This window comes from Streptomyces sp. (genome assembly GCF_031181705.1).
GTDB lineage: Bacteria > Actinomycetota > Actinomycetes > Streptomycetales > Streptomycetaceae > Streptomyces.
Map to the genome: position 1 here is coordinate 1 of NZ_JAPSKN010000086.1, position 24,479 is coordinate 24,479.

20 protein-coding genes and 1 pseudogene are annotated in these 24,479 nt (G+C 72.4%); 16 read left to right on the top strand and 5 right to left on the bottom strand.

Annotation, left to right across the window (positions count from 1 at the left end; translation table 11 throughout):
- Positions 1-189, top strand: a pseudogene (locus RIN80_RS17445) (ABC transporter permease); the annotation flags it as partial.
- An 84-nt stretch (positions 190-273) separates the two neighbouring features.
- On the opposite strand, the gene RIN80_RS17450 reads toward RIN80_RS17445, so the two are convergent.
- Positions 274-810 (bottom strand): HNH endonuclease, encoded by a 537-nt coding sequence (locus tag RIN80_RS17450; RefSeq protein WP_309096518.1) that lies wholly within the window; start codon positions 808-810, stop codon positions 274-276.
- A gap of 312 nt (positions 811-1,122) precedes the next feature.
- Between RIN80_RS17450 and RIN80_RS17455 the strand changes: the two genes are divergently transcribed.
- From RIN80_RS17455 to RIN80_RS17520, 14 genes are all read left to right on the top strand, one after another.
- Complete coding sequence (locus RIN80_RS17455; protein WP_309096519.1) at positions 1,123-2,232, top strand: mechanosensitive ion channel family protein; 1,110 nt, start codon at positions 1,123-1,125, stop codon at positions 2,230-2,232.
- Positions 2,233-2,434: 202 nt separating this feature from the next.
- Positions 2,435-3,646 (top strand): ROK family transcriptional regulator, encoded by a 1,212-nt coding sequence (locus RIN80_RS17460; protein ID WP_309096520.1) that lies wholly within the window; start codon positions 2,435-2,437, stop codon positions 3,644-3,646.
- 54 nt (positions 3,647-3,700) lie between these two features.
- Entirely contained in the window at positions 3,701-5,032 is a 1,332-nt protein-coding gene (locus tag RIN80_RS17465; protein ID WP_309096521.1) for an ABC transporter substrate-binding protein, read from the top strand.
- Between the two features lie 3 nt (positions 5,033-5,035).
- Complete coding sequence (locus RIN80_RS17470; RefSeq protein ID WP_309096522.1) at positions 5,036-5,980, top strand: sugar ABC transporter permease; 945 nt, start codon at positions 5,036-5,038, stop codon at positions 5,978-5,980.
- Positions 5,977-6,873, top strand: a complete 897-nt coding sequence (locus tag RIN80_RS17475; RefSeq protein ID WP_309096523.1) for a carbohydrate ABC transporter permease — start codon at positions 5,977-5,979, stop codon at positions 6,871-6,873. The genes RIN80_RS17470 and RIN80_RS17475 overlap by 4 nt, the downstream gene beginning before the upstream one ends.
- 7 nt (positions 6,874-6,880) lie before the next feature.
- Complete coding sequence (locus RIN80_RS17480) at positions 6,881-8,146, top strand: 6-phospho-beta-glucosidase (RefSeq protein WP_309096524.1); 1,266 nt, start codon at positions 6,881-6,883, stop codon at positions 8,144-8,146.
- Positions 8,137-9,108, top strand: a complete 972-nt coding sequence (locus tag RIN80_RS17485; protein WP_309096525.1) for a BadF/BadG/BcrA/BcrD ATPase family protein — start codon at positions 8,137-8,139, stop codon at positions 9,106-9,108. Before RIN80_RS17480 ends, RIN80_RS17485 begins: the two co-directional genes overlap by 10 nt.
- A 187-nt stretch (positions 9,109-9,295) precedes the next feature.
- The gene (locus RIN80_RS17490) at positions 9,296-10,792 is read left to right on the top strand and encodes a hypothetical protein (protein WP_309096526.1); all 1,497 of its coding nucleotides are present in this window, start codon (positions 9,296-9,298) and stop codon (positions 10,790-10,792) included.
- Positions 10,793-10,821: 29 nt separating this feature from the next.
- Positions 10,822-11,859: a glutamate ABC transporter substrate-binding protein gene (locus RIN80_RS17495; protein WP_309096527.1), complete on the top strand. Its 1,038-nt coding sequence runs from the start codon at positions 10,822-10,824 to the stop codon at positions 11,857-11,859.
- A gap of 70 nt (positions 11,860-11,929) precedes the next feature.
- Positions 11,930-13,264: a hypothetical protein gene (locus RIN80_RS17500; protein ID WP_309096528.1), complete on the top strand. Its 1,335-nt coding sequence runs from the start codon at positions 11,930-11,932 to the stop codon at positions 13,262-13,264.
- A gap of 17 nt (positions 13,265-13,281) precedes the next feature.
- Entirely contained in the window at positions 13,282-15,951 is a 2,670-nt protein-coding gene (locus RIN80_RS17505) for a tetratricopeptide repeat protein (RefSeq protein ID WP_309096529.1), read from the top strand.
- A 3-nt stretch (positions 15,952-15,954) separates the two neighbouring features.
- Positions 15,955-17,370: a protein phosphatase 2C domain-containing protein gene (locus RIN80_RS17510; protein ID WP_309096530.1), complete on the top strand. Its 1,416-nt coding sequence runs from the start codon at positions 15,955-15,957 to the stop codon at positions 17,368-17,370.
- A 99-nt stretch (positions 17,371-17,469) separates the two neighbouring features.
- Complete coding sequence (locus tag RIN80_RS17515; RefSeq protein ID WP_309096531.1) at positions 17,470-18,816, top strand: VWA domain-containing protein; 1,347 nt, start codon at positions 17,470-17,472, stop codon at positions 18,814-18,816.
- A 32-nt stretch (positions 18,817-18,848) separates the two neighbouring features.
- Complete coding sequence (locus tag RIN80_RS17520; RefSeq protein WP_309096535.1) at positions 18,849-20,156, top strand: FHA domain-containing protein; 1,308 nt, start codon at positions 18,849-18,851, stop codon at positions 20,154-20,156.
- Between the two features lie 20 nt (positions 20,157-20,176).
- Here RIN80_RS17520 and RIN80_RS17525 read toward each other — a convergent pair whose 3' ends face one another.
- The gene (locus RIN80_RS17525) at positions 20,177-21,157 is read right to left on the bottom strand and encodes a methyltransferase domain-containing protein (protein WP_309096532.1); all 981 of its coding nucleotides are present in this window, start codon (positions 21,155-21,157) and stop codon (positions 20,177-20,179) included.
- A 71-nt stretch (positions 21,158-21,228) separates the two neighbouring features.
- On the opposite strand from RIN80_RS17525, the gene RIN80_RS17530 reads away from it, so the two are divergent.
- On the top strand, positions 21,229-21,642 hold the full coding sequence (locus RIN80_RS17530) for a globin (RefSeq protein WP_094055540.1): 414 nt from the start codon (positions 21,229-21,231) through the stop codon (positions 21,640-21,642).
- A gap of 27 nt (positions 21,643-21,669) precedes the next feature.
- Here the strand turns inward: RIN80_RS17530 and RIN80_RS17535 are convergent, their stop codons facing one another.
- The 3 genes from RIN80_RS17535 to ettA are packed head-to-tail and all read right to left on the bottom strand — an operon-like array spanning position 21,670 to position 24,415.
- Positions 21,670-22,338, bottom strand: a complete 669-nt coding sequence (locus RIN80_RS17535; RefSeq protein WP_309096533.1) for a hypothetical protein — start codon at positions 22,336-22,338, stop codon at positions 21,670-21,672.
- Positions 22,335-22,748, bottom strand: a complete 414-nt coding sequence (locus RIN80_RS17540) for a thioesterase family protein (RefSeq protein ID WP_309096534.1) — start codon at positions 22,746-22,748, stop codon at positions 22,335-22,337. Before RIN80_RS17540 ends, RIN80_RS17535 begins: the two co-directional genes overlap by 4 nt.
- 2 nt (positions 22,749-22,750) lie before the next feature.
- Positions 22,751-24,415, bottom strand: a complete 1,665-nt coding sequence (gene ettA, locus RIN80_RS17545) for an energy-dependent translational throttle protein EttA (RefSeq protein WP_037765916.1) — start codon at positions 24,413-24,415, stop codon at positions 22,751-22,753.
- Positions 24,416-24,479: the final 64 nt, after the last annotated feature.

A 24,479-nucleotide genomic window follows, 5' to 3' on the forward strand; every position in this document is an offset into this window, starting at 1 on the left:
GCGCTGCTGCTCGCGGGCCTGGGCGGGGCGGCCGTCGGCGCCTGGTACGCGCTGCTCGCGGGCCGGCCGGTCCCCTGGGCGATCGCCCTGGTGCCCCTCGCCGCCTACGCCGCCTGCCTGCTGGCCGCGGCCGGCTCACTGCCCCTGCTGCGCCGCTCGGTGCGCCCCGGGGAGCTGCGGTACGCGTGAGCGTGGGCACGCGGGGGCCCGGGGGGACGGGTCCCCCGGGCCCGGCGGGATGCCGCGCGCGCCTACACGAAAGCCCGGATCGTCTCAGGCGGAAATGCCGTCGATCCGGGCCAAGGCGTCGTCCGCGCCGTACGGCTGCAAGTACGGCAGCCAGCGCGGGTCCCGATGCCCGGTCCCGATGATGCGCCAGGCCAGGCCGGTGGGCGGGGCGGGTTTGTGACGCAGCCGCCAGCCGATCTCGACCAGGTGCCGGTCGGCTTTCACGTGGTTGCAGCGGCGGCAGGACGCCACCACGTTGTCCCAGACGTGCTTGCCCCCGCGGCTGCGCGGGATGACGTGGTCGACGCTGGTTGCGACGCCACCGCAGTACATGCACCGGCCCCCGTCGCGGGCGAACAGCGCCCGGCGGGTGAGCGGAACGGGCCCCCGGTAGGGAACCCGCACGAATCGCTTGAGCCGGACCACGCTGGGTGCGGGGACTGTGACGGTCGCGCTGTGCAGATAGGCGCCGGTCTCCTCGAGGCAGACGGCCTTGTTCTCGAGGACGAGGACGAGCGCGCGGCGGAGCGGTACGACGCCTAGCGGCTCGTACGACGCGTTGAGGACCAGGACATGCGGCACGGATGCCTCCTTGGACGCCGGCGGCGCGTGGCTCGCGCCGGGACGATTCGTAGCCAGTTTCCCCTCATGCCTGGTGGAAGCGCCACCATGTCCCCGTAACGGGCTGGGAGTGTTTTCGACCACATCCGAAGGATCCCCCGGATCATGGCCTGTTCAAGCCCAGGTGAGCCCGGTCTCTCCTTCACACATCCGTCAGAGGCACACACAATGCCCCGTTAGTGTGGTGGTTATGCCCCTTCGGTGACCCAGCCGTGACCTTGACCCCCCGAACCACCGCACCGGGGCAGACCGCTGCACCTGGAGGTACCTGCCGTGTCCTTGTCCGTTGTGGACGCCGTCCTGTCGGCCGCCGGCCCGTCGCCGTCGCCGTCGCCGACCCCGTCGGATACGCAGTCCCCGAGAGTGCCCTCGCTCCAGGACGCCCAGGAGAGCGCGACGAACGCCGCCGGCTGGGTCGAGCAGAACTGGTCGACCTGGCTCGCGATCGGTCTGCAGGTCCTGCTGGTCCTGGTGATAGCGGCCGTGCTGAGGGTCGCGGTGCGGCGGGCCATCACCAAGCTCATCGACCGCATGAGCCGCACCGCCCAGAGCTCGGACGGCAGCCCGCTGGGCGGCATTCTGGTCAATGTCGAGCGCCGCCGTCAGCGCTCGCAGGCGATCGGCTCGGTGCTGCGCTCGGTGGCCAGCTTCCTCATCATGGGCACCGCGGCCCTGATGATCCTGTCCGCGTTCAACATCAACCTGGCCCCGCTGCTGGCCTCCGCCGGTGTCGCGGGCGTGGCGATCGGCTTCGGCGCGCGCAACCTGGTCACGGACTTCCTCTCGGGCGTCTTCATGATCCTGGAGGACCAGTACGGCGTCGGCGACACGATCGACGCGGGCGTCGCCTCCGGCGAGGTGATCGAGGTGGGCCTGCGCGTGACCAAGCTGCGCGGCGACGACGGCGAGATCTGGTACGTGCGCAACGGCGAGGTCAAGCGCATCGGCAACCTCTCCCAGGGCTGGGCGACGGCCAACGTCGACGTCACGGTCGCCGCCTCCGAGGACCTGGACAAGGTCAAGGCCACGCTCGACGAGGTCGCCGAGAAGATGGGCGCCGAGGAGCCCTGGAACGAGCTGCTGTGGGGCCCGATCGAGGTCCTCGGCCTGGACAGCGTCCTGCTGGACTCGATGGTCGTGCGGCTGTCGGCCAAGACGATGCCGGGCAAGTCCCTGACCGTGGAGCGCGAGCTGCGCTGGCGCGTGAAGCGGGCCTTCGACGCGGCGGACATCCGGATCGTCGGCGGCGCCACGGTCCCGGTGGAGGAGACGCCCGCGGACCCGACGGCGGGCATGGCCGCGCCGTCGGTGTACGCCAGCACCACCTCGCCGCAGTCCCAGGCGGCGACGCCCCTGACACCACCGCCGAGCGTCACCAAGTAGCGACCAGCGCGGCACGAGGGCCCCCGGCATCGCCGGGGGCCCTCCGTCGTCTCCTGCGCCCCGGTCACCCGGCCCCTTGACGCGGGCCCCGCGGCGCCCTACGGTCCTCGCATCCGATAGGTAAGTTTCCTAACAATGAGGGGTGGACTTCCCTCTCCGATCACTGAGAAGCTGAGCAGCCGAAGGGCAGGTGTGGACACGCATGGCAGGATTCGCCGGAACGCCGGGCACCCCGCGCGTCCTGCGCGCCATGAACGACCGGGCCGCCCTGGACCTGCTGCTGGAGCACGGGCCGCTGTCCCGCACGCGGATCGGCAAGCTCACCGGCCTGTCCAAGCCGACCGCCTCGCAGCTGCTGGCCCGCCTGGAGGCGGCGGGCCTGGTCCTGGCCACCGGCACCACCGAGGGCCGCCCGGGGCCGAGCGCCCAGCTCTACGAGGTCAACCCGGCGGCCGGGCACGCCGCCGGACTCGACGTCACCCCCCAGCGGATCCTCGCCGCGGTCGCCGACATCACCGGCCGCACGATCGGCCGCTTCGAACTGCCCACCCCCGGCAGGCGCACCGGCACCCCCGTCGTCCAGCAGGTCACCGACGCCCTGGACGGCGCGGTGAAGGCGGCGGGCCTGGCCCGGGACGACGTCCACCGCCTCGTCATCGGCACCCCCGGCGCCTTCGACCCCACCACGGGCCGCCTGCGCTACGCCTCCCACCTGCCCGGCTGGCACTCCCCGACCCTCCTGGACGAGCTCGCCGCCGCCCTGCCGATGCCGTTCGAGTACGAGAACGACGTCAACCTGGTCGCACTCGCCGAACAGCGCCTGGGCGCGGCCCGGGGCCACACGGACTTCGTACTGCTGTGGAACGAGGAGGGCCTGGGCGCCGCCCTGGTCCTCGGCGGCCGGCTGCACCGCGGCTGGACCGGCGGCGCCGGCGAGGTCGGCTTCCTGCCGGTGCCCGGCGCGCCCCTGGTCCGCCAGGTCACCAGGGCCAACAGCGGCGGCTACCAGGAGCTGGCCGGCTCCCAGGCCGTCCCGCGCCTGGCCCGTGAACTCGGCATCGACGACATCCCCCAGGGCCCGTACGCCGAGGCCGCCGCACAGCTGCTGGCCCGGGCCGCGCAGTCCGGCGACGACGCCCACCGCGCCTTCCTGAGGACCTACGCGACACGCCTCGCCACCGGCCTGGCCTCCCTCGTCTCGGTCCTCGACCCCGAGCTCGTCGTCCTGGGCGGCGCGGCCCTCACCTCGGGCGGCGAGCCGCTGCGCGCCCTCGTCCAGGCCGAGCTGGAGGAACTGGCCGCGTCCCGCCCGCGCCTGGTCGTGGGCGACGTCCGTGAACACCCCGTGCTGCGCGGCGCGCTGGAGAGCGCGCTGACCACGACACGGGACGAGGTCTTCGACACCTCCCGCTGACCCACCCCTGCTCGCGTCCCCCCTTCCTTCCCCCGTACCTCAGGGAGCTTCGCCATGCCCGGAATGCCCCGAAAAGCGGCCCTCACCCTCGCCGCCTCCCTCGCCCTTCTCGCCACCGCCTGCACCGGCCGGCCGGACTCCGGCGCGAACGACGACGCCTCCAAAGAGACGACCCTCACCTTCTGGCACGCGTGGAGCGCGCCCTCGGAGGTGAAGGCCGTCAGGGACCTGGTCGCCGGCTTCGAGAAGGCGCACCCCCGCATCCACGTCGACGTCGTCGGCAACATGACGGACGACAAGATCAACCAGGCCCTGCGCGCCGGCGGCGGCAAGGCCCCGGACGTGATCTCGTCGTTCACCACGAACAGCGTCGGCAAGTTCTGCTCGTCCGGCGCCCTGGTCGACCTCGACCCGTTCTTCGACAAGTCGGGCATCGACCCGGAGAAGACCTTCCCGAAAGCCATGAACGAGTACACGCAGTTCGAGGGCAACCGCTGCGCGGTCCCCCTGCTCGGTGACGCCTACGGCCTCTACTACAACAAGACGGCCTTCGAGAAGGCCGGCGTCACCGCCCCGCCGAAGACCTGGTCGGAGTTCGAGCGGGTCGCGAAGAAGCTGACGATCCCTCAGGGGGACACCTTCGAGCAGCTCGGCTTCATGCCGAACTACCACGGCTGGGAGACCACCACCGAGCACTACCTGGGCCAGTTCTCCCCCACGTACTTCGACGAGGACGGCAAGTCGAACGTCGGCAAGGACCCCGCCTTCGAGAAGGCCTTCAGGATGCAGAAGAGGCTGGTCGACACCCTCGGCGGCTACCGCAAGCTGGAGACCTACCGCTCCGGGCTGGGCGACGAATGGGGCCCGAAGCACCCCTTCCACACCGGCCAGGTCGCCATGCAGCTGGACGGCGAGTGGCGCCTGGGCATGGCCCTGGCCGCCGAGCCGGAGTTCGAGATCGGCGTGGCCCCGCTGCCCGTCCCCGACGACCAGGCCGACCAGTACGGCAAGGGTTACATCACCGGCACCATCGCCGGCATCGCCGCGACCAGCGAGAAGCAGAACGCGGCCTGGGAGCTGGTGAAGTACATGACCACCGACACGGACGCGGTGGTGAACTTCTCCAACGCGATCCACAACGTGCCCTCGACCCTGGAGGCCCTGAAGTCCCCGAAGCTGAAGTACGACCCGCGCTTCAAGACGTTCCTGGAGATCGCCGCGAACCCGAACTCCACCACGGCCCCCGCCTCGGTCAACGGCGGCGTCTACCTCACCACGATCCAGCAGTTCGGCTACGACTACGAGAGCGGCAAGGCCACCGACCTCAAGGCGGGCCTGCGCAGGACGGCCGAGCAGATCGACACGGACATCGCGCAGGCGAAGTAGCCCATGAGCACTCTCACGCTGCGCGCCAGGCACCGCCGCTCGACCCTGCGCACCCTGGTGTTCCTGTCCCCCTGGCTGATCGGCTTCTCGGTCTTCTTCGCCTACCCCCTGGTCTCCACCGTCTACTTCTCCTTCATGCGCTACGACGGCTTCAAGCCGCCGGCGTGGGTGGGCACGAGGAACTGGGCGTACGTCTTCGAGCACTACCCGCTCTTCTGGCCCGCCCTGCGCAACACCCTCTGGCTGGTCGTCGTCATGGTCACGCTCCGGGTCGCCTTCGGCCTGGGCGTGGGCCTGCTGATCACCAGGATCAGGACGGCGACGGGCGTCTTCCGCACCCTGTTCTACCTGCCCTACCTGGCCCCGCCCGTGGCGGCCACGATGGCCTTCGCCTTCCTGCTCAACCCCGGCACGGGCCCCGTCAACTCGATCCTGGAGGGGGCGGGCCTGCCGGCCCCGGGCTGGTTCAACGACCCCACCTGGTCCAAACCGGCCCTGACCCTGCTGGCCCTGTGGGGCATCGGCGACCTCATGGTCATCTTCATGGCGGCGCTGCTGGACGTACCGAGGGAGCAGTACGAGGCGGCGGAACTGGACGGCACCTCCCCCTGGCAGCGCTTCCGCTACGTCACGCTCCCGAACATCTCCCCGATCGTCATGTTCGCGGTGGTCACGGGCGTGATCCAGACGATGCAGTACTACACCCAGCCGCTGATCGCCGGGAAGGTCGCCTCGGGCGTGATCCAGGGCGCGGGCACGCAGTTCGAGCCCGGCTACCCGGACAAGTCCACCCTCACCCTCCCCCAACTCGTCTACAACCTGGGCTTCCAGCGCTTCGACTACGGCTCCGCCTGCGTGGTCGCCCTGGTCCTGTTCGCCCTCTCCATGGCCTTCACGGCACTTCTGATGCGCCGCAGGGGCGGCCTGATCCAGGCAGGTGACCGATGACCCAGGTGCTCGACGAACCCCTGGACCTGAAGAAGGCACCGCCCACCCCGGCGGAACGCACCGCCCACCGCAGGGCCCTTCTGGAATGGATCGCCGTCCACTCCCTCGGCATCGCGGCGGCCCTCTTCTTCACCCTGCCCTTCGTCTTCGTCTTCCTGACCTCCCTCATGAGCGACTCCCAGGCGCTCAGCCGCGACCTGGTCCCGCGCACCTGGGAGTGGGGCAACTACGCCGAGGTCTTCGACACCCCGGGCTTCCTCACGTGGTGGCGCAACACCCTGCTCTACGCGGGCCTGGGCACGGTCCTCACGGTCGTCTCCTCGATCCCCGTCGCCTACGCCCTGGCCAAGTTCCGCTTCCGCGGCCGCAACCTCACCCTGATGCTGGTCATCTCGATGATGATGCTGCCGCCGCAGGTGGTCGTCATCCCGATGTACCTGTTCTGGGCCAAGCAGCTGGACCTGTCCGGCACGCTGTGGCCGCTGATCATCCCCATGGCGTTCGGCGACGCGTTCTCGATCTTCCTGCTGCGCCAGTTCCTCACCACGATCCCCGACGAGTACGTGGACGCGGCCAGGGTGGACGGCTGCGGCGAACTGCGCACCCTGCTCCGGGTCGTTCTCCCGATGGCCCGGCCGGGTATAGCGGCGGTGGCGCTCTTCCAGTTCTTCTACGCGTGGAACGACTACTTCGGCCCGCAGATCTACGCCTCGGAGAACCCGGGCGCCTGGACCCTCTCCTACGGACTGGAGTCGTTCAAGGGCGCCCACCACACCGACTGGAACCTCACCATGGCCGCCACCGTGCTGGTCATGGCCCCCGTGATCCTCGTGTTCTTCTTCGCCCAGAAGGCGTTCGTCGAGGGAGTCACGCTCACCGGAGTAAAGGGTTAGAACACGTATGAAACTCACCGTGGTCGGCGGAGGCTCGACCTACACCCCCGAACTCGTGGACGGCTTCGCCCGTCTGAGGGACACCCTGCCCATCGAGGAACTGGTCCTGACCGACCCGGCGCGGGACCGCCTGGACCTCGTCGGCGGTCTGTCCCGCCGCATCCTCACCCGCCAGGGCCACCCCGGCCGCATCACCACCACGACCGACCTCGACGCGGCGGTGGACGGCGCGGACGCGGTCCTGCTGCAACTGCGCGTGGGCGGTCAGGCCGCCCGGCAGCAGGACGAGACCTGGCCCCTGGAATGCGGCTGCGTGGGCCAGGAGACCACCGGCGCCGGCGGACTGGCGAAGGCCCTGCGCACGGTCCCGGTCGTCCTGGACATCGCGGACCGCGTCCGCCGCGCCAACCCCCACGCCTGGATCATCGACTTCACCAACCCCGTCGGCATCGTGACCCGCGCCCTGCTCCAGGCGGGCCACAGGGCGGTCGGGCTGTGCAACGTGGCGATCGGCCTGCAGCGCAAGTTCGCGGCCCTGCTCGCCCTGGAGCCGTCCGAGCTCCACCTGGACCACGTGGGCCTGAACCACCTCACCTGGGAGACGGGCGTACGCCTGGGCGGCCCCGAGGGCGAGGACGTCCTCCCCCGGCTCCTCACGGACCACGGCGCGACGATCGCGGCCGACCTGCGCCTGCCCCGCCCCCTGCTCGACACGCTGGGGGTGGTCCCCTCCTACTACCTGCGCTACTTCTACGCCCACGACGAGGTCGTACGGGAACTGCGCACCAAGCCCTCCCGGGCGGCCGAGGTGGCCGACATGGAACGGCGTCTGCTCGCGATGTACGCCGACCCGGCCCTGGACGAGAAGCCGGAGCTGCTCGCCCAGCGGGGCGGGGCCTACTACTCGGAGGCGGCGGTGGACCTGGCCGCGGCCCTGCTGGGCGGCGGCGGCACGCCGTACCAGGTGGTGAACACCTACAACCAGGGCACGCTCCCGTTCCTGCCCGACGACGCCGTGATCGAGGTCCAGGCAGCCGTCGGCGCCAAGGGCGCGGCCCCGCTCCCCGTACACCCCGTCGACCCCCTGTACGCGGGTTTGATGGCCGACGTCACGGCCTATGAGCACCTGGCCCTCGAAGCCGCCCTGCACGGCGGCCGCACCCGCGTCTTCCGCGCCCTGCTCGCGCACCCCCTCGTCGCCCAGTACGAGTACGCCGAGACGCTCACCGACCGCCTGATCGCACACAACCGGGAGCACCTGGCGTGGGCCTGACCGCACGTGTCCTCGCGATCGACGCGGGCAACAGCAAGACGGACGTGGCGATCGTGACGGCGGACGGAGAGGTCCTGGCCACGGCACGCGGGGGCGGCTTCCGCCCGCCGGCCGTGGGCCTGGACACGGCGATGCGGGACCTGGCCGCGCCCGTCGCCCAGGCCCTCACCGCCGCCGGGCTCACCTCGGTCACCCACGTCTCGGCCTGCCTGGCCAACGCCGACTTCCCCGTGGAGGAGGAGCAACTGGCGACCGCGCTCCGGGCCCACGGCTGGGCCGAGACGGTGACGGTCCGCAACGACACGTTCGCCATCCTGCGCTCCGGCGTCACCGAACCGCGCGGCGTGGCCGTCGTCTGCGGCGCCGGCATCAACTGCGTCGGCATGCGCCCCGACGGCCGTACGGCCCGCTTCCCCGCGCTCGGCCGCGTCTCGGGCGACTGGGGCGGCGGCTGGGGCCTGTCCGAGGAGGCCCTGTGGCACGCCTCCCGGGCGGAGGACGGCCGCGGCGCCCCCACCGCCCTGGCCCGCACCCTCCCCGCCCACTTCGGCCTCCCCTCCGTGTACGCCCTCGTCGAGGCACTGCACCTGCAACACATCCCGGCGCCGCGCCGCCACGAGCTGACACCGGTCCTCTTCGCGACGGCCGCCGCCGGGGACGCGACCGCCCGCGCGCTCGTGCGCCGCCAGGCCGAGGAGGTCGTCGCCATGGCGGTGGTGGCCCTCACCCGCCTCGACCTGCTGTCCGAGGAGACCCCGGTCCTCCTGGGCGGCGGTGTGCTGGCGGCCCGTCACCCCCAACTGGACGATGACATCCGCCACTTGCTCTCGGAGCGCGCCCCCAAGGCGGTCCCCCGGGTGGTGACGGCGAGCCCGGTCCTGGGAGCGGCGCTGCTGGGCCTGGACAGCGTGGGCGCCGGGCAGAAGGCTCAGGAACGCTTGCGCAGGCACTACGAGGGGTGAACCGGCGCGAAACGCACCCGCCCCCCCGGCACGGCCCCGCCCCACCACCCACCACCACGGGAACCGAACACCCACCCCGAACGTGTACCTGGACAGGGGTGGTGCTCCACGCTGCGATCGGATCAAGATCAGGCAAGCCCGGTGCGAATGTCAGTCCCGGCGGCGATACTTGCGGCGACGGATGACCATGGGGGAGGTCACAGTGACGTACACGCCGAAGAGCAGCCCACCACCACCAACGGGCTCCGGCCTGCCCATCCTGCCGGCCGTACCGGCCCAGACCGGCCCCCCACCACCCCAGGCCCTCCAGTCGTCCCCGCCACCGCAGGAACCGCGGACACCGCAGGCACCGCGGACACCGCAGTCCCCCCGCCGCACCGCCTTCGCCGAGGGCCTGGACCAGCTCCGCACCGCCGCCACCACGGAACCGGGCCGCCTGCGCATCATCGGCGCCCTCCTGGCCCTGCTCGTCATCGCCTTCGGCGCCGTCACGGCCTGGCAGATGACCGACCGCGCGGCCGCCGCCGACGACGTCCTGACCAGCAGCCAGCCCCTCACCTCCGACGCGGCCGACATCTACCGCTCCCTCGCGGACGCCAACACCGCCGCCTCCAGCGGCTTCCTCGCCGGCGGCCAGGAATCGGCCGCCACCCGCGACCGCTACGAGAAGGACATTCGCACGGCCGCCGGGAAACTCGTCAACGCGGCCGCCAACGCGAACCCCGACTCCCCCTCCACCGCGACGATCGCCGAGCTCAACCGACTCCTCCCGGAGTACAAGGGCCTGATCGAACGCGCCCGCACCTACAACCGCCAGGGCTTCCCCGTCGGCGGCGCCTACCTGCGCTACGCCAACGAGAAGATGCAGCAGCAGATGCTCCCGGCGGCGGAGGACCTCTACAAGAAGGAGAACCAGCGCCTGGAGGCGGACTACGCGGACGCCCGCCCCTACCCCTGGGCGGCCATCGCCCTCGGCGTCCTCGCCCTCGCCGCCCTCGCCTGGTCCCAGCACCGCACCTACCGCCGCACGAACCGGGTCCTGAACCACGGCCTGGTCGCCGCCACGGCCACCGCCACGGTCGTCCTGCTCTGGCTGGTCGTCGGCCACAGCGTCGCCCGCGCCGCCCTGGACGACTCCTACGACCACGGCGTCCGCTCGCTGAACGTGCTGCACGACGCCCGCATCGCCTCCCTCAAGGCGCGGGGCAACGAGAACCTCACCCTGGTGGCCCGGGGCGCGGAGACGAAGAAGGTCGGCGACCGGACGTACGACGCCTACGACCACGACTTCGGCGCGGACATCAAGGCCCTCGGCGCCCACCTCGCGGCCGCCGGGAGACTCGCCGACGACGCCCCGGGCGAACGCCCCGTCACCACGGCCGTGGGCAACATGAAGGAGTGGCAGAAGCGTCACTCGGCCGCCCGCGAGCAGGACGAGAACGGCAACTACCAGCAGGCGCTGGACCTGGTCATCGGCGCCAAGGGCGCGACCGGAGAGTGCTTCGACGGCGTCGACGCGAACCTGCGCGCGGCACTGGCGCACGAGGAGACGGAGTTCAAGCACGCGGCGGGCGACGGCCGGGACGCGCTGACGGGCCTCCCGGCGGGCGCCGCGGTCCTGGCGGTCCTGGGCGCGGCGGGCGCGGTGCTCGGCATCGGCCGCAGGCTCTCGGAGTACCGGTGAACGGACCACGGGCGAAAGGAGGAGGCACGATGCGGAGCAGTCTCAGGGGCTGGGGCGGAGTGACCGCGATGGCGTTCGTCTGCGTCCTGGTGGCGATCCTCGCGCTCTGCCTCCCGAAGTCGGCCGTGACCCCGGACTCCACCCGCACGGCGGGCAGCACCGCGACCACCTCGACCGGGACCGCGACCACCGGATCGGCGGCGGAGGAGTGCGACGATCCCGAGAAGCAGACCCTGTCCCCCTCCTCCGCCGACGGCCCCGTGATCCAGAAGATCAAGAACCGCAAGGGCGAGAAGCGCAAGCTGGTCGTCGGCGTCGACCAGAACAGCTACCGCTGGGGCTACCGCAACCCCAACAGCGGCGAGACCGCGGAGCTCGAAGGCTTCGACATCGACCTGGTCCACCGCATCGCCGAGGACATACTCGGCGACGCGAAGGCCGTCCAGTTCAAGGCGATCCCCACCGACCAGCGCATCCCGGCGATCCAGGCCGGCCGCGTGGACATGGTCGTCCGCACGATGACGATCAACTGCGCGCGCATCGAGGACGTCGCCTTCTCCGCGCCGTACTTCAAGACGGGCCAGCAGGTCCTCGCCCCCAAGTCCTCCCCCGTCACGGGCTACGACGACACCCTCGCGGGCAAGAGGGTCTGCACGGCGGCCGGTTCGACGGCGTACTCCACGCTGGAGGCGGACAAGAGGAGCGGCGACCTCCCCGCGACGACCGACATCTCCACCACCGTCCCGAACCAACTCGACTGCCTGGTGCGGCTCCAGCTCGGCGAGGTCGACGCGGTCGTCACGGACGGCGCCCTCGCGGCGAGCCAGGCGGCACAGGATCCGACGGTCCAGCTCAAGGGTGACGCCTTCACTGCCGAGTACTACGGCGTGGCGATGAAGAAGGACGCCGACGATCTGGTACGCCGGGTCAACCAGATCCTGGTGGACTACCGCAAGGACACCGCGAACGGCTGGCAGGCGTCGTACCGGAAATGGCTGTCGGCGACACTGGGCAAGGATGCGAAGAAGTCGGAACCCCCGGCACCGGAGTACCTCCGCACCGGCTGAGGGTGGCCGGGACCGAAGAGTGAACAAGCCCCAACCCCCCGACCGGCACGAAGGCAGCGAGAGGTGATCGATGGGCGTCACGGGACCCGCCGGGCCGGTAATGGACCGGGACGAGGTGGACCGTGCGCTGGCGCGGCTCGGCGCGGAGCACGAGGCGATCGAGACCTCGCTCCTCGCCCTGCAGGACCACGCGGGCCGCAGACTCCTGGAGGGCGCCGAACTCACCGGCGTGACCCGGGAGCGCTGGGCGTCCACGGAGGCGTCGATCACGCTGCTGTGGACGTACTTCGACGCGTACACGGACGCGCTGCGCTCCGCCCGGGACATCCGGGCCCGCCGCCGCTGGTCCAGCCGAGAGGACCTGGTGGAGCTGTCGGAGCTCCTCACCGGCGAGTCGGTCACGGTGGCCGGCAGTGCCGCCGCGACCGCCAGCGCCGCGACGCCGCACGGCACCGCGGGCAAGCTCAGTGAGCGCTACTCGCTCGCCACGCTCGTCGACCGGATGAACGAGCTGTACGCGACGAGCCTGGACATGGTGGTCGCCGCCGACGCGGTCTGGTCGGCGCTGCCGGCCCGGATCGACCTGCTGGCGGCCGAGTTGCAGCGCACCCGCCGGCTCGCCCACTCGGTCGGGGTGCGGCCCGGCGAACATCCGGCGGGCGACGACCTGGAGCGCATCACACGCACCCTGACGAAGCTCCGCGAGCAGGTGGTCTCGGACCCGCTGGCGTTCTGGCAGCCCGCCGAGGGCAGTTCGGCGCCCGGCGGCGGCCGGCCGGACACGACGGTGTACGACCGCGAGGCCCGCGCCCTGGAGGACGTCCGGCGGGAGATCGACGCCGTGCTGACCGTCCGTCAGGACGCGGAGAAGCGGATCGTCGCGCTGCGGGACGTCCTCAGCCGCGCGGACCGCACGCTGGCCGAGGCGCGCACCGCGCGCGGCGAGGTCCTGGCGAAGATCGCCGCGACGGAGGTGCCGGTCGTCAGCGGCCCGCCCACGGCGCTGCAGGAGCAGCTGGCGACGGCCGCGGAGTACCGCCGGCAGGGGCAGTGGCACCGCCTGTCCCCGCTCCTGGAGTCGCTGGAGCAGAAGGCGGAGGACGAACTGCTGCGCGCCCGCGAGTCGCTGACGGCCGTCACCGCGCCGCTGGCGGTCCGCGCCGAGCTGCGCGGCCGGCTCGACGCGTACAAGGCGAAGGTGGCCCGGCACGGCCTCGCGGAGGACACGCTGCTGGTGGAGCGCTACGAGAAGGCGCGCCGCATGCTGTGGAGCGCCCCCTGCGACCTGCGCGCCGCCGAGCAGGCGGTGCTGCGCTACCAGCAGGCTGTCGCCGAGCTGCTCGGCGGCCCGCGCGTGCCGGACCAGGGCGTGCCCGAGGACGACCGGAGGGGGCCGGGCGCATGAGCGACGAGGGGGAGTCCATGAGTCAGGCACCGCACGAGCCACCCGGCCCCGCGCACGGCTGCCAGCGCCCCTCCTGCGAGGGCGCGTACGAGGACGTGGGCGGCGGCGAGCTGTACTGCGACACCTGCGGTCTGGCCCCGGTCGTCGCGCCTGGGGGTCCCCCCTCCGAGGGAGGCATGGTCGGTTCGCCCCCCACCGGCATCACCGCCGGCGGCAGGGGCGGCTCCCGTGGCTCCGGCAGCGCCGGCTCCCGCTCCAGCGGCCGCAGTTCCCGTACGTCGTCGCAGTCGTCGAAGTCGCGCCGGTCGGTGTCGGGACGGCTCTCGCGCTCCCTGTCGGGCAGGTCGACGGGCCGCTCGGTGTCGGTGCGCAGCTCGGGTTCCGCGGCCGGTTCGTCGTCCCGGGGGCGGCTGGGCGCCGGGCTGGTGCAGGTGCCGCCGATCCCGCGGCCCGATCCGCGCGAGATGGTCCTGGACCGTCCCGAGGTGCCCGAGCGGAAGCGGTTCTGCTCGCGCTCGGACTGCGGCGCTCCGGTGGGCCGGGCGCGCGGCGACCGGCCGGGGCGTACGGAAGGCTTCTGCACCAAGTGCGGCCACCCGTACTCGTTCGTGCCGAAGCTGAAGGCCGGGGACGTGGTGCACGGCCAGTACGAGGTGGTCGGCTGCCTCGCGCACGGCGGTCTGGGCTGGATCTACCTCGCCGTCGACCGGGCGGTCTCGGACCGCTGGGTGGTCCTCAAGGGCCTGCTGGACACGGGCGACCAGGACGCGATGGCGGCGGCGATCTCCGAGCGGCGCTTCCTCGCGGAGATCGAGCACGCCAACATCGTGCGGATCTACAACTTCGTGGAGCACCTGGACCAGCGCACGGGTTCGCTCGACGGCTACATCGTCATGGAGTACGTCGGCGGCAAGTCCCTGAAGGAGATCGCCAACGCCCGCCGCACGGCGCAGGGCAGGCGCGACCCGCTGCCGGTGGAGCAGGCCTGCGCGTACGGCATCGAGGCGCTGGAGGCGCTCGGCCACCTGCACAGCCGCAACCTCCTCTACTGCGACTTCAAGGTCGACAACGCCATCCAGACCGAGGACCAGCTGAAGCTGATCGACATGGGCGCGGTGCGCAGGATGGACGACGAGGAGTCGGCCATCTACGGCACGGTCGGCTACCAGGCCCCGGAGGTGGCCGAGGCGGGCCCGTCGGTGGCCAGTGACCTGTACACGGTCGCGCGCACCCTCGCCGTCCTGAGCTTCGACTTCCAGGGCTACACGAACGTCTACGCCGACTCCCTGCCCGACCCGGACCACATCGAGGTCTTCCGGCAGTACGAGTCGTTCTACCGCCTGCTGGTCCGCGCCACGGACCCCGACCCGGCCCGCCGTTTCGCCTCCGCGCAGGAGATGACCGAGCAGCTGACGGGCGTGCTGCGCGAGGTCGTCTCCCTGCAGACGGGCCGCGCCCGGCCCGCGCTGTCCACGCTGTTCGGACCGGAACTGCGGGTCACGGACACGGAGTTGTTCCCGACGCTGGACGGCGAGGTGTCCCGGCTGGGCGCCCGTACGGTACGCACCGGGCGCCGCGCCACCGCCGCGCTCCCCGACCCGGGCACGCCCGCCGCCGCGCTGTCCGCGGCGGCCCCGGCTCCCGCGCCCCCGCTTCCCGCCGGGGCCGGCCGGTACGGCGTCGCGCGCGGTCCGGCCCCCACACACAGCCCGCCCCCGGCAGCCGGGCCCGCCGCCCCCGGCCTGGTCAAGCCCGTGGACACGGCCGCCGCCGCCCTGGCCCTGCCCGTCCCCCGCGTCGACCCGGCCGACCCCAACGCCGGTTTCCTCGCGGGTCTGATGACCTCGGCCCCGGCCGAGCTGCTCGCCGCCCTCGCGGCCGCCCCGGCCCCGTCGGCCGAGACCCGGCTGCGGCAGACCCGGGCGTGGCTGGAGACGGGCGATCCGGGCGCCGCCCTGGGGACACTGGCCGCCCTGGAGGGCGAGCGGCCCGACGACTGGCGGGTGGTCTGGTACCGGGGCCTGGCCGCCCTGGTCACGGGCGACGACGAGGGTGCCGCGCTGGCCTTCGACGCGATCTACGACGCCTTCCCGGGTGAGATCGCGCCCAAGCTGGCGCTGGGGCTGTGCGCGGAGGTGCTGGACCAGCTCGACAACGCCGCCGAGTACTACCGGCTGGTGTGGTCGACCGACCCGAGCTATGTGAGTGCCGCGTTCGGCCTCGCCCGGGTGCAGCTGGCGACCGGTGACCGGCGCGCCGCGGTACGGACACTGGAGTCGGTGCCGGAGTCGTCCATCCACTACACGGCCGCGCGGGTGGCGGCGGTCCGGGCCCGGCTGCGGCAGCGCACGGCGACGGCGTCGGACGGACCGTTCCTGGAGGACCTGACGGCCGCCGCCGCGCAGGTCGAGGCGCTGGAGGCGTACGGTCTGGATCCGGCGCGCCGCGAGCGGCTGTCCGCCGAAGTCCTCGGTTGCGCCCTGGACTGGGTACTCTCCGGGGGCCAGGGTTCCGCCCCTCCCGCCGCCGGAGGACGGACGCTGCTCGGCAGCGGCCTGGACGAACGGGGCCTGCGCTTCGGCCTGGAACGTTCGTACCGCACGCTGGCCCGGCTGGCGCGGGGCGGCGAGGAGAGGATCGACCTGGTGGAACGTGCCAATCGTTACCGCCCCCGGACGTGGGTGTAGTTGATGTCGCAGATGCCCCAGTTGTCCGCCTGCCCGAGTTGCGAGGAACCCCTCGAATCGGGTGACCGTTTCTGCGGCGCGTGCGGATACGACCTGTCCGCCGTGCCGTCACGGCCTCAGGACAACCCGACCATCGCCATGAACGGTTCGGTGCCCGCGCAGGGCGCTCCGGCCGGCGCGTACCCCGAGCCCCCGCCGGTGCCCCCGGGCGACGTGGCCTGGCCCGCCCCCGGGCCGGGCGGCCCGGGCGCCCCCGGTCCGGTGCACCTGCCGACGGACCTCCCGGGCACCGACTCGGGCGGTTCGGCCCTGCCCCCGGGCACGCCCCCGCCCCCGAGCGCCCCGCCGGCCCCGGCCGCGGGCGTCCGCTTCGACCGGCCGGCGGAGCCCGGCGGTCACACCGCTCCGGCCGGCGCCGGGCGGGCCCAGCCCGACGAGTACCTCCTCCAGGCACCGGACCCACGGGTGTCCGCCGACCCGGCGGCGCGGGCCGACGGCGCCGGCGGCAAGGTCTGCGTCGCCTGCCGAGCCGGCCGCGTGGACGACGACGGCTACTGCGAGAACTGCGGCCACGCCCAGCCGCGCGAACGGGACCACATGGAGCAGGAGTCCGGCCCGGTGGCCGCGGTCAGCGACCGCGGCCTGCGCCACCACCGCAACGAGGACGCGTTCGCCATCGGCAGCACCGCGCTGCCCGACGGCTCCCCCGCCTCCGTGGCGATCGTCTGCGACGGCGTCTCCTCGGCTACCCGCCCCGACGACGCCTCGCTGGCGGCCTCGAAGGCGGCGAGCGAGTCCCTGCTGGCCGCGCTGCCCCGGGGCACGCACCCGCAGCAGGCGATGCACGACGCGATCGTCGCCGCCTCCCGCGCGGTCAACTCGCTGGCCGAGGAGCCCGCCACGGCCCGCGAGCACGCCCCGCACCAGAACGCCCCGGCGTGCACCATCGTCGGCGCGGTGGTGACGTCCGGCCTGCTGATCGTCGGCTGGGTCGGCGACAGCCGCGCCTACTGGGTGCCGGTCGACCGCGCCGCTCCCCCCGCCCGGCTCACCGAGGACGACTCCTGGGCCGCGCAGATGGTCGCCGCGGGCCTGATGAACGAGGCCGAGGCCTACGCCGACGAGCGCGCCCACGCGATCACCGGCTGGCTCGGCGCCGACGCCTACGAACTGGAACCGCACACGGCCGCGTTCAAGCCGGACCGCCCGGGCGTGGTGGTGGTCTGCACGGACGGCCTGTGGAACTACGCGGAGGCGGCCGACGAGATGGCCCGGGTCGTGCCGCTCGACGCGGCCGCGCATCCGCTGCACAGCGCCCGGGTGCTCGTCGGCCACGCCCTGGACGGCGGGGGCCACGACAACGTAACAGTGGCCCTCGTGCCGTTCCCGGCCGTCTCCCAGGGGGCAGGATCGGCCTGAGGCCACGTACGGGGACGCCTCGGCGGACCGGAGGGGACCGGTCCGCGTCCTGTCGTCAACCCGCCGCGGCGGGGGCTTTGAAGGGGGAGCGAAGCAGGCATGGCCAATTTCTCGAAGTCGAACGTGCCCCGGTTCTCGGTGGACGTGTACCAGAACGAGTACCTGCCGGAGGGCTCCGGCGAGGTCAACGCCATCGTCACGGTGACGGCGACCGGCGGCGGCACGATCGGCAGCGCGGTCGCGTCGCCCCACCTCTACGCGCCCGGCCAGGGCCCGTCCGCCGCCGTGGCGATCATGGTCGACTGCTCGGGGTCGATGGACTATCCGCCGGCCAAGATGCGCAACGCCCGGGACGCCACGGCCGCCGCGATCGACACCCTGCGCGACGGTGTGCACTTCGCGGTGGTCGGCGGAACGCACACGGCCAAGGAGGTCTACCCGGGCGGGGGCCGGGTCGCGGTCGCCGACGCCACGACCCGGGCCCAGGCCAAGCAGGCGCTGCGTTCGCTGAGCGCGGGCGGCGGTACGGCGATCGGCACCTGGCTGCGCCTGGCCGACCGCCTGCTGTCCTCCGCGGACGTCGCCATCCGGCACGGCATCCTGCTCACCGACGGCCGCAACGAGCACGAGTCGCCCGAGGACCTGAAGGCCGCGCTCGACGCGTGCGCCGGACGCTTCACATGTGACGCGCGCGGTGTGGGCACCGACTGGGAAGTGAAAGAAGTCACAGGGATCGCCTCCGCCCTGCTCGGCACGGCCGACATCGTCGCCGATCCGGCCGGGCTCGCCGCCGACTTCACGCGGATGATGGAGACGGCGATGGGCAAGGAGGTCGCGGACGTCTCCCTGCGGCTGTGGACCCCGGTCGGCACGACGGTGAAGTTCGTCAAGCAGGTCGCCCCCACGGTCGAGGAACTGACCGGGCGGCGCACCGAGTCGGGCCCGCGCGCGGGTGACTACCCCCTGGGTTCCTGGGGCGACGAGTCCCGTGACTACCACGTCTGCGTCGAGGTGCCGCCCGCCGGCCTCGGCCAGGAGATGCTGGCGGCCCGGATCTCGCTGGTCGTCCCGCAGCCCGACGGCAGCGTCCAGAACCTCGGCGCGCAGGGCTTGGTCCGGGCCGTGTGGACGGACGACATGGCCGCCTCGACGTCGATCAACCCGCAGGTCGCCCACTACACCGGGCAGGCCGAACTGGCACAAGTCATCCAACAGGGGCTTGACCTACGCAAGTCGGGCGATATCGACGGAGCAACGGCCAAACTGGGCCGGGCCGTTCAACTCGCGAGTGCCTCCGGGAACGCCGATACTGCGAAACTGCTTGCGAAGGTGGTGGACGTGGTCGACGCCGCGACCGGTACTGTGCGACTGAAGGCGAAGGTCGAGGAGGCCGACGAGATGACGCTCGAAACCCGGTCCACCAAGACTGTTCGCGTGAAGAAGTGACCTGGAAGAGAGCGAAGGAGGGACGCGCCGACATGCCGACCTGCCCGAACGGACACCAGTCGGGTTCCGACGACTGGTGCGAGGTCTGCGGTCACCGCATGGCGGGTGCCGTGCCTCCGCCTCCCCCGCCGCCCCCGCCCGGCGGCGGCTACGGCTTCCCGCCCGCCGCCGGTCCCGGCGGCCCGGGTGGCCAGCCCGGCGGTCGCCCGCCGCACCTGTCCGCCGTGCCCAGCGCCGAGCCGGAGCTCTGCCCGCAGTGCCGTACGCCCCGGGAGGGCGGCGCGCCGTTCTGCGAGGAGTGCCGGTGGAACTTCCTGACGAACACGGCGACCTCGTACACCCCCGCCGCCCCGCCTCCGCCGGCGCCCGGCCAGGGCGTGCGCTTCCAGCAGCCCGGCCGGCCCGGTCCGGCAGGCCCGTCGTACGGCGGCGGTGACGGGTTCGACTACCAGAGCTCCCGCCCCTCGCAGATGAACCGCCCGGCCGAGCCGATCCCGCCCTTCGGCGGCGACCCGTCCGGCCGGCCCGGCCAGGGCGGCCCGGGCGGCCACCCCGGACCCGGGGGTCCCGGCGGCCCGCCCGGATTCGGTCCCGACCCGTCCCGCCCGGTCCCGCCCCCGCCCGGCCCCGGCGGACACGGCGGTCCCGGTGGACACGGTGGTCACGGCGGTCCCGGTGGCCCCGGCGCTCCGCAGGGCTACCAGCAGTCCGGCCCGCCGGCCCCGCCCGGCTACCCGCAGGAGACCCGGCGGCCGCCGCAGCAGGGCGGTCCGTCCTTCGGCGGCGGTGACGACGACTGGGTGATTCCCCCGCCCTCCGGCGGCCCGGGCGGCCCCGGTCAGGGCGGCGGCTACGGCTACCCGCAGCCCGGCGCGACCCAGGCCCCGCCCGGCCCCGGCGGCTTCCCGCAGCAGCCCCAGGCTCCTCAGGGCCCGGCGACCTGGACCGCGACGATCGGCCCGGACCGCGAGTACTTCATGGCGATGATGCAGCGCTCCGGCCCCGAGGCCGCGGGCCTGAACCTGCCCGCGTACTCGCCCGAGCAGCAGCGCACGCTCACCGGCAACCAGATCACGATCGGCCGTCGCCGGCACTCCACCGGCGACACCCCCGACATCGACCTGTCGACGCCCCCGGAGGACCCGGGCGTCTCGCACCAGCACGCGGTGCTGGTCCAGCAGCCGGACGGCAGCTGGGCGGTCGTCGACCAGAACTCGACGAACGGCACGACGGTCAACGGCTCGGAGGAGCCGATCCAGCCGTTCGTCCCGGTACCGCTGCAGGACGGTGACCGGGTGCACGTCGGCGCCTGGACGACGATCACGATCCGCCGCGGCTAGAGCCGGCCCGTACGCACGGATCAGGAGGGCGGAAGGGGCCAGGCGTACGGCCCCTCCGGGTCGTCCAGCCAGGCCCACTCCCGGTCCCCGCTGACGGTGATGCCGTAGCGCTCGCGCTGTGGCCTGCCCTCCTGCTCCCACAGCGCGTGCGCCTCCTGCGGGTCGAGGCTGCCGCGGGTCAGGGCCAGCAGGAAGCGGAACAGGTCGTCCTCCCGGGCCCGGTGCGGCACCCCGCCCAGCTGGAGCGGTTCGCCCACCGGCCGGCCCCCGCCGCGCAGCGGGACGAAGTAGGCGGGCGTGTGCAGGAACCGCCCCTCGGCGTGCCCGGCGTCGTCGGCCGTGAGCACGACCAGGCCGGTGGCGAGCGGCAGCAGGACGCGGCCACCGGGACGGCATTGGGCGAGCCAGGCCCGCGGCACCGTGCTCAGGGCGCAGGTGGCGATGATCCGGTCGAACGGCGCCCGCTCGGGCACGCCCCGGGCCCCGTCGCCGGTGACGACGACCGGGCGGTACCCGGCCGCGGCCAGGTGCCGGCGGGCCGACTCGGTGATCTCCGGGTCGAGGTCGACGGTGGTGACCCGGTCGTCACCGAGCCGGTGGGCCAGCAGCGCGGCGTTGTACCCGGTCCCGGCCCCGATCTCCAGCACGCAGTGCCCGTCCCGCACGTCCAGCGCGACCAGCATGTCCGCCATCAGGGACGGCTGGCTGCTGGACGACAGCAGCTCACCGTCGCGCAGCCGGGTCGCCAGCGGGGTGTCCTCGTAGGCACCGCGCAGCCACCGCTCGCGCGCCTCGCGCTCCGGGCTCTCGCCCCAGCGGCGTTCGAAGCCTGCGGCGACGCCGACGTAGTAGTACGGCACGAAGAGGTGGCGCGGCACCGCCGCGAACGCCTCCCGCCACACCGGGTCCGCGGCCCAGGCTCCGCTCGCCTCGATCCGCCGCACCAGCGCCGCCCGCGCGGAGGCGGCGATTGCTTCGAGTTCCCTGCCGTGGCCGCCCATGTCTCCACAGTAAGGCGAGGATCTTCGGGCGGGTCCTAGGTCTTGAGTCCTATGCCTGCGCGTCTGAGACCATGGACGGCGTGAAAGAGATTCGGCGCGGCACGCTTCAGGAGCAGACCTTCTACGAGCAGGTCGGCGGGGAGGAGACCTTCCGTCGGCTCGTCCACCGTTTCTACGAGGGAGTCGCCGAGGACCCGCTGCTGCGGCCCATGTACCCCGAGGAGGACCTGGGCCCGGCCGAGGAGCGCCTCACGCTCTTCCTCATCCAGTACTGGGGCGGCCCCACGACGTACAGCGAGAACCGCGGCCACCCGCGCCTGCGGATGCGGCACGCGCCCTTCACGGTCGACCGCGCGGCGCACGACGCCTGGCTGAAGCACATGCGGGTCGCCGTCGAGGAGCTCGGCCTGTCCGAGGAGCACGAGCACACGCTGTGGAACTACCTGACGTACGCCGCGGCCTCGATGGTGAACACCCCGGGCTGACCGGACCGGCGCCCGGCGAGGAGCCGGTCAGCGGACACTGACGTCCAGCGCCCCGAGCCCGGCCCGCCGTACGGCTGTCGACCCGTAGGGCGTGCGCAGCCGGAGCCAGGCGCCCGACGAGAGCAGGGCCGGCGTCGCCCCGGGCCGCAGGAAGCCGAGCGACTGCGCGGCGTGCACGGCCCGGACGGGCAGCCGGGTGTCGCCGACCGTGCGGGACCAGATGTCCCGGCCGATCTTGTCCAGCTCGGCGCGGGTGCGCCGCTCGTCGGGCAACTCCTGCGTGCGGGAGCGGAACTCGGCGACCACGGCGGCCACCAGGGACCGCAGCGCGTCCGGCGAGGGCAGCCCCGGCTCGGGCCGCCAGCCGCCGCGCGGCGGCAGCACACCGGCCCAGGGCGGCCCGGTCACGGCGCCCGGCACGACGGCCGTGGCGCCCTTGTCGTCCACCGACTCCAGCAGCTCACCGGCGGACACGGTCTCGTCCAGCGTGACGTCGAGCCCGTTCTCGTACGGCTTCGCCAGCCGGACCGCGCGGATCGCCAGCACCTCGAAGGAGGGCGGCCGCCCGAAGACGGCGAGCGCGGTGCCCGCGGCCTGCAGGCGCACCGCGGCTCCGCGGTCGTAGTGGAGCAGCCGGGAGAGGAAGGCGGCGAGATCCGCCGCCTCCCCCTCGTCGGCGAGGTGGAGCACCGTCATGCGGCGACGGCCTCCTCCTCGTCGTCGTCCATGTACTCGCGGAGGAACTCCCGCTCCTGCGCGGTGATCCGGCGCGGGCGCTGCGCCTCGAAGTCGAACGGCACGATCACCGTCGAGGCGCGCACGTAGATCTGGTCGCCGTCCTTCACCTCGTAGGTGAGGGTGAAGGACGCCGCCCTGATCTCCGTGACCCACAGCTCGATGTCCACCGGGTGGTGCCGGTGGACGAGCTGCCGCTTGTAGTCGATCTCATGGCGAGCCACCACGGACCCCTGCTGAAAGTCCTTGTCCGGGCGGAACAGGAAGTCGATACGGGCCTCCTCCAGGTAGCGGAGGAACACCACGTTGTTGACGTGGCCGTACGCGTCCATGTCCGCCCAGCGCAGCGGGCAGCGGTAGATGTGCCGCAAGATCAGCCCCGGGTCAGCTTCTTGTAGGTGGCGCGGTGCGGACGGGAGGCGTCCGGGCCGAGCCGCTCGACCTTGTTCTTCTCGTACGACTCGAAGTTGCCCTCGAACCAGAACCACTTGGACTCGCCCTCGTAGGCGAGGATGTGCGTGGCGATGCGGTCCAGGAACCACCGGTCGTGGGAGACGACCACGGCGCAGCCGGGGAACTCCAGCAGCGCGTTCTCCAGGCTGGAGAGCGTCTCGACGTCGAGGTCGTTGGTCGGCTCGTCGAGGAGCAGCAGGTTGCCGCCCTGCTTGAGGGTGAGCGCGAGGTTCAGCCGGTTGCGCTCACCGCCGGAGAGCACGCCGGCCGGCTTCTGCTGGTCCGGACCCTTGAACCCGAAGGCGGAGACGTACGCGCGGCTCGGCATCTCGACCTGGCCGACGTTGATGTAGTCCAGCTCGTCGGAGACGACGGCCCACAGGGTCTTCTTGGGGTCGATGTTCTCGCGGCTCTGGTCCACGTACGAGATCTTGACGGTGTCGCCGACCTTGATGGAGCCGGAGTCCGGCTCCTCGATGCCCTGGATCATCTTGAACAGGGTGGTCTTGCCGGCGCCGTTCGGGCCGATGATGCCGACGATGCCGTTGCGCGGCAGCGTGAAGGAGAGGTCGTCGATGAGCAGCTTGTCACCGAAGCCCTTGGTGAGGTTGTTGACCTCGACGACGACGTTGCCCAGACGCGGGCCCGGCGGGATCTGGATCTCCTCGAAGTCCAGCTTCCGCATCTTGTCGGCCTCGGCGGCCATCTCCTCGTAGCGGGCCAGACGCGCCTTGGACTTGGCCTGCCGCCCCTTGGCGTTGGAGCGCACCCACTCCAGCTCTTCCTTGAGCCGCTTCTGCCGCTTGGCGTCCTTCTGCCCCTCGACCTTGAGGCGGGCGGCCTTGGTCTCCAGGTACTTCGAGTAGTTGCCCTCGTAGGGGTAGAGGCGACCGCGGTCGACCTCGCAGATCCACTGGGCGACGTTGTCGAGGAAGTACCGGTCGTGGGTGACCGCGACGACGGTGCCCGGGTACTTGGCCAGGTGCTGCTCCAGCCAGTTCACCGACTCGGCGTCGAGGTGGTTGGTGGGCTCGTCGAGCAGCAGCAGGTCGGGCTGCTCCAGCAGCAGCTTGCACAGCGCGACGCGGCGGCGCTCACCACCGGAGAGGTTGGTGACGGCCCAGTCGCCGGGCGGGCAGCCCAGGGCGTCCATGGCCTGCTCCAGCTGGGCGTCGAGGTCCCAGGCGTTGGCGTGGTCGAGCTGCTCCTGCAGCTTGCCCATCTCGTCCATGAGCTCGTCGGAGTAGTCGGTCGCCATCTGCTCGGCGATCTCGTTGAACCGGTCGAGCTTGCCCTTGATCTCGGCGACACCCTCCTGGACGTTCTCCAGGACGGTCTTCTCCTCGTTCAGCGGCGGCTCCTGGAGCAGGATGCCGACCGTGTAACCGGGCGTGAGGAAGGCGTCACCGTTGGACGGCTGCTCGATGCCGGCCATGATCTTCAGGATCGTCGACTTGCCGGCGCCGTTCGGGCCGACGACGCCGATCTTCGCCCCCGGCAGGAAGCTCGTCGTCACGTCGTCGAGGATCACCTTGTCGCCGTGCGCTTTGCGCGCCTTGCGCATGGTGTAAATGAACTCAGCCAAGAGAAACCGTCCGGCAGCTTGAAACTGGCAGTGGGCAGATACACCCCATCTTGCCGTACCGCCA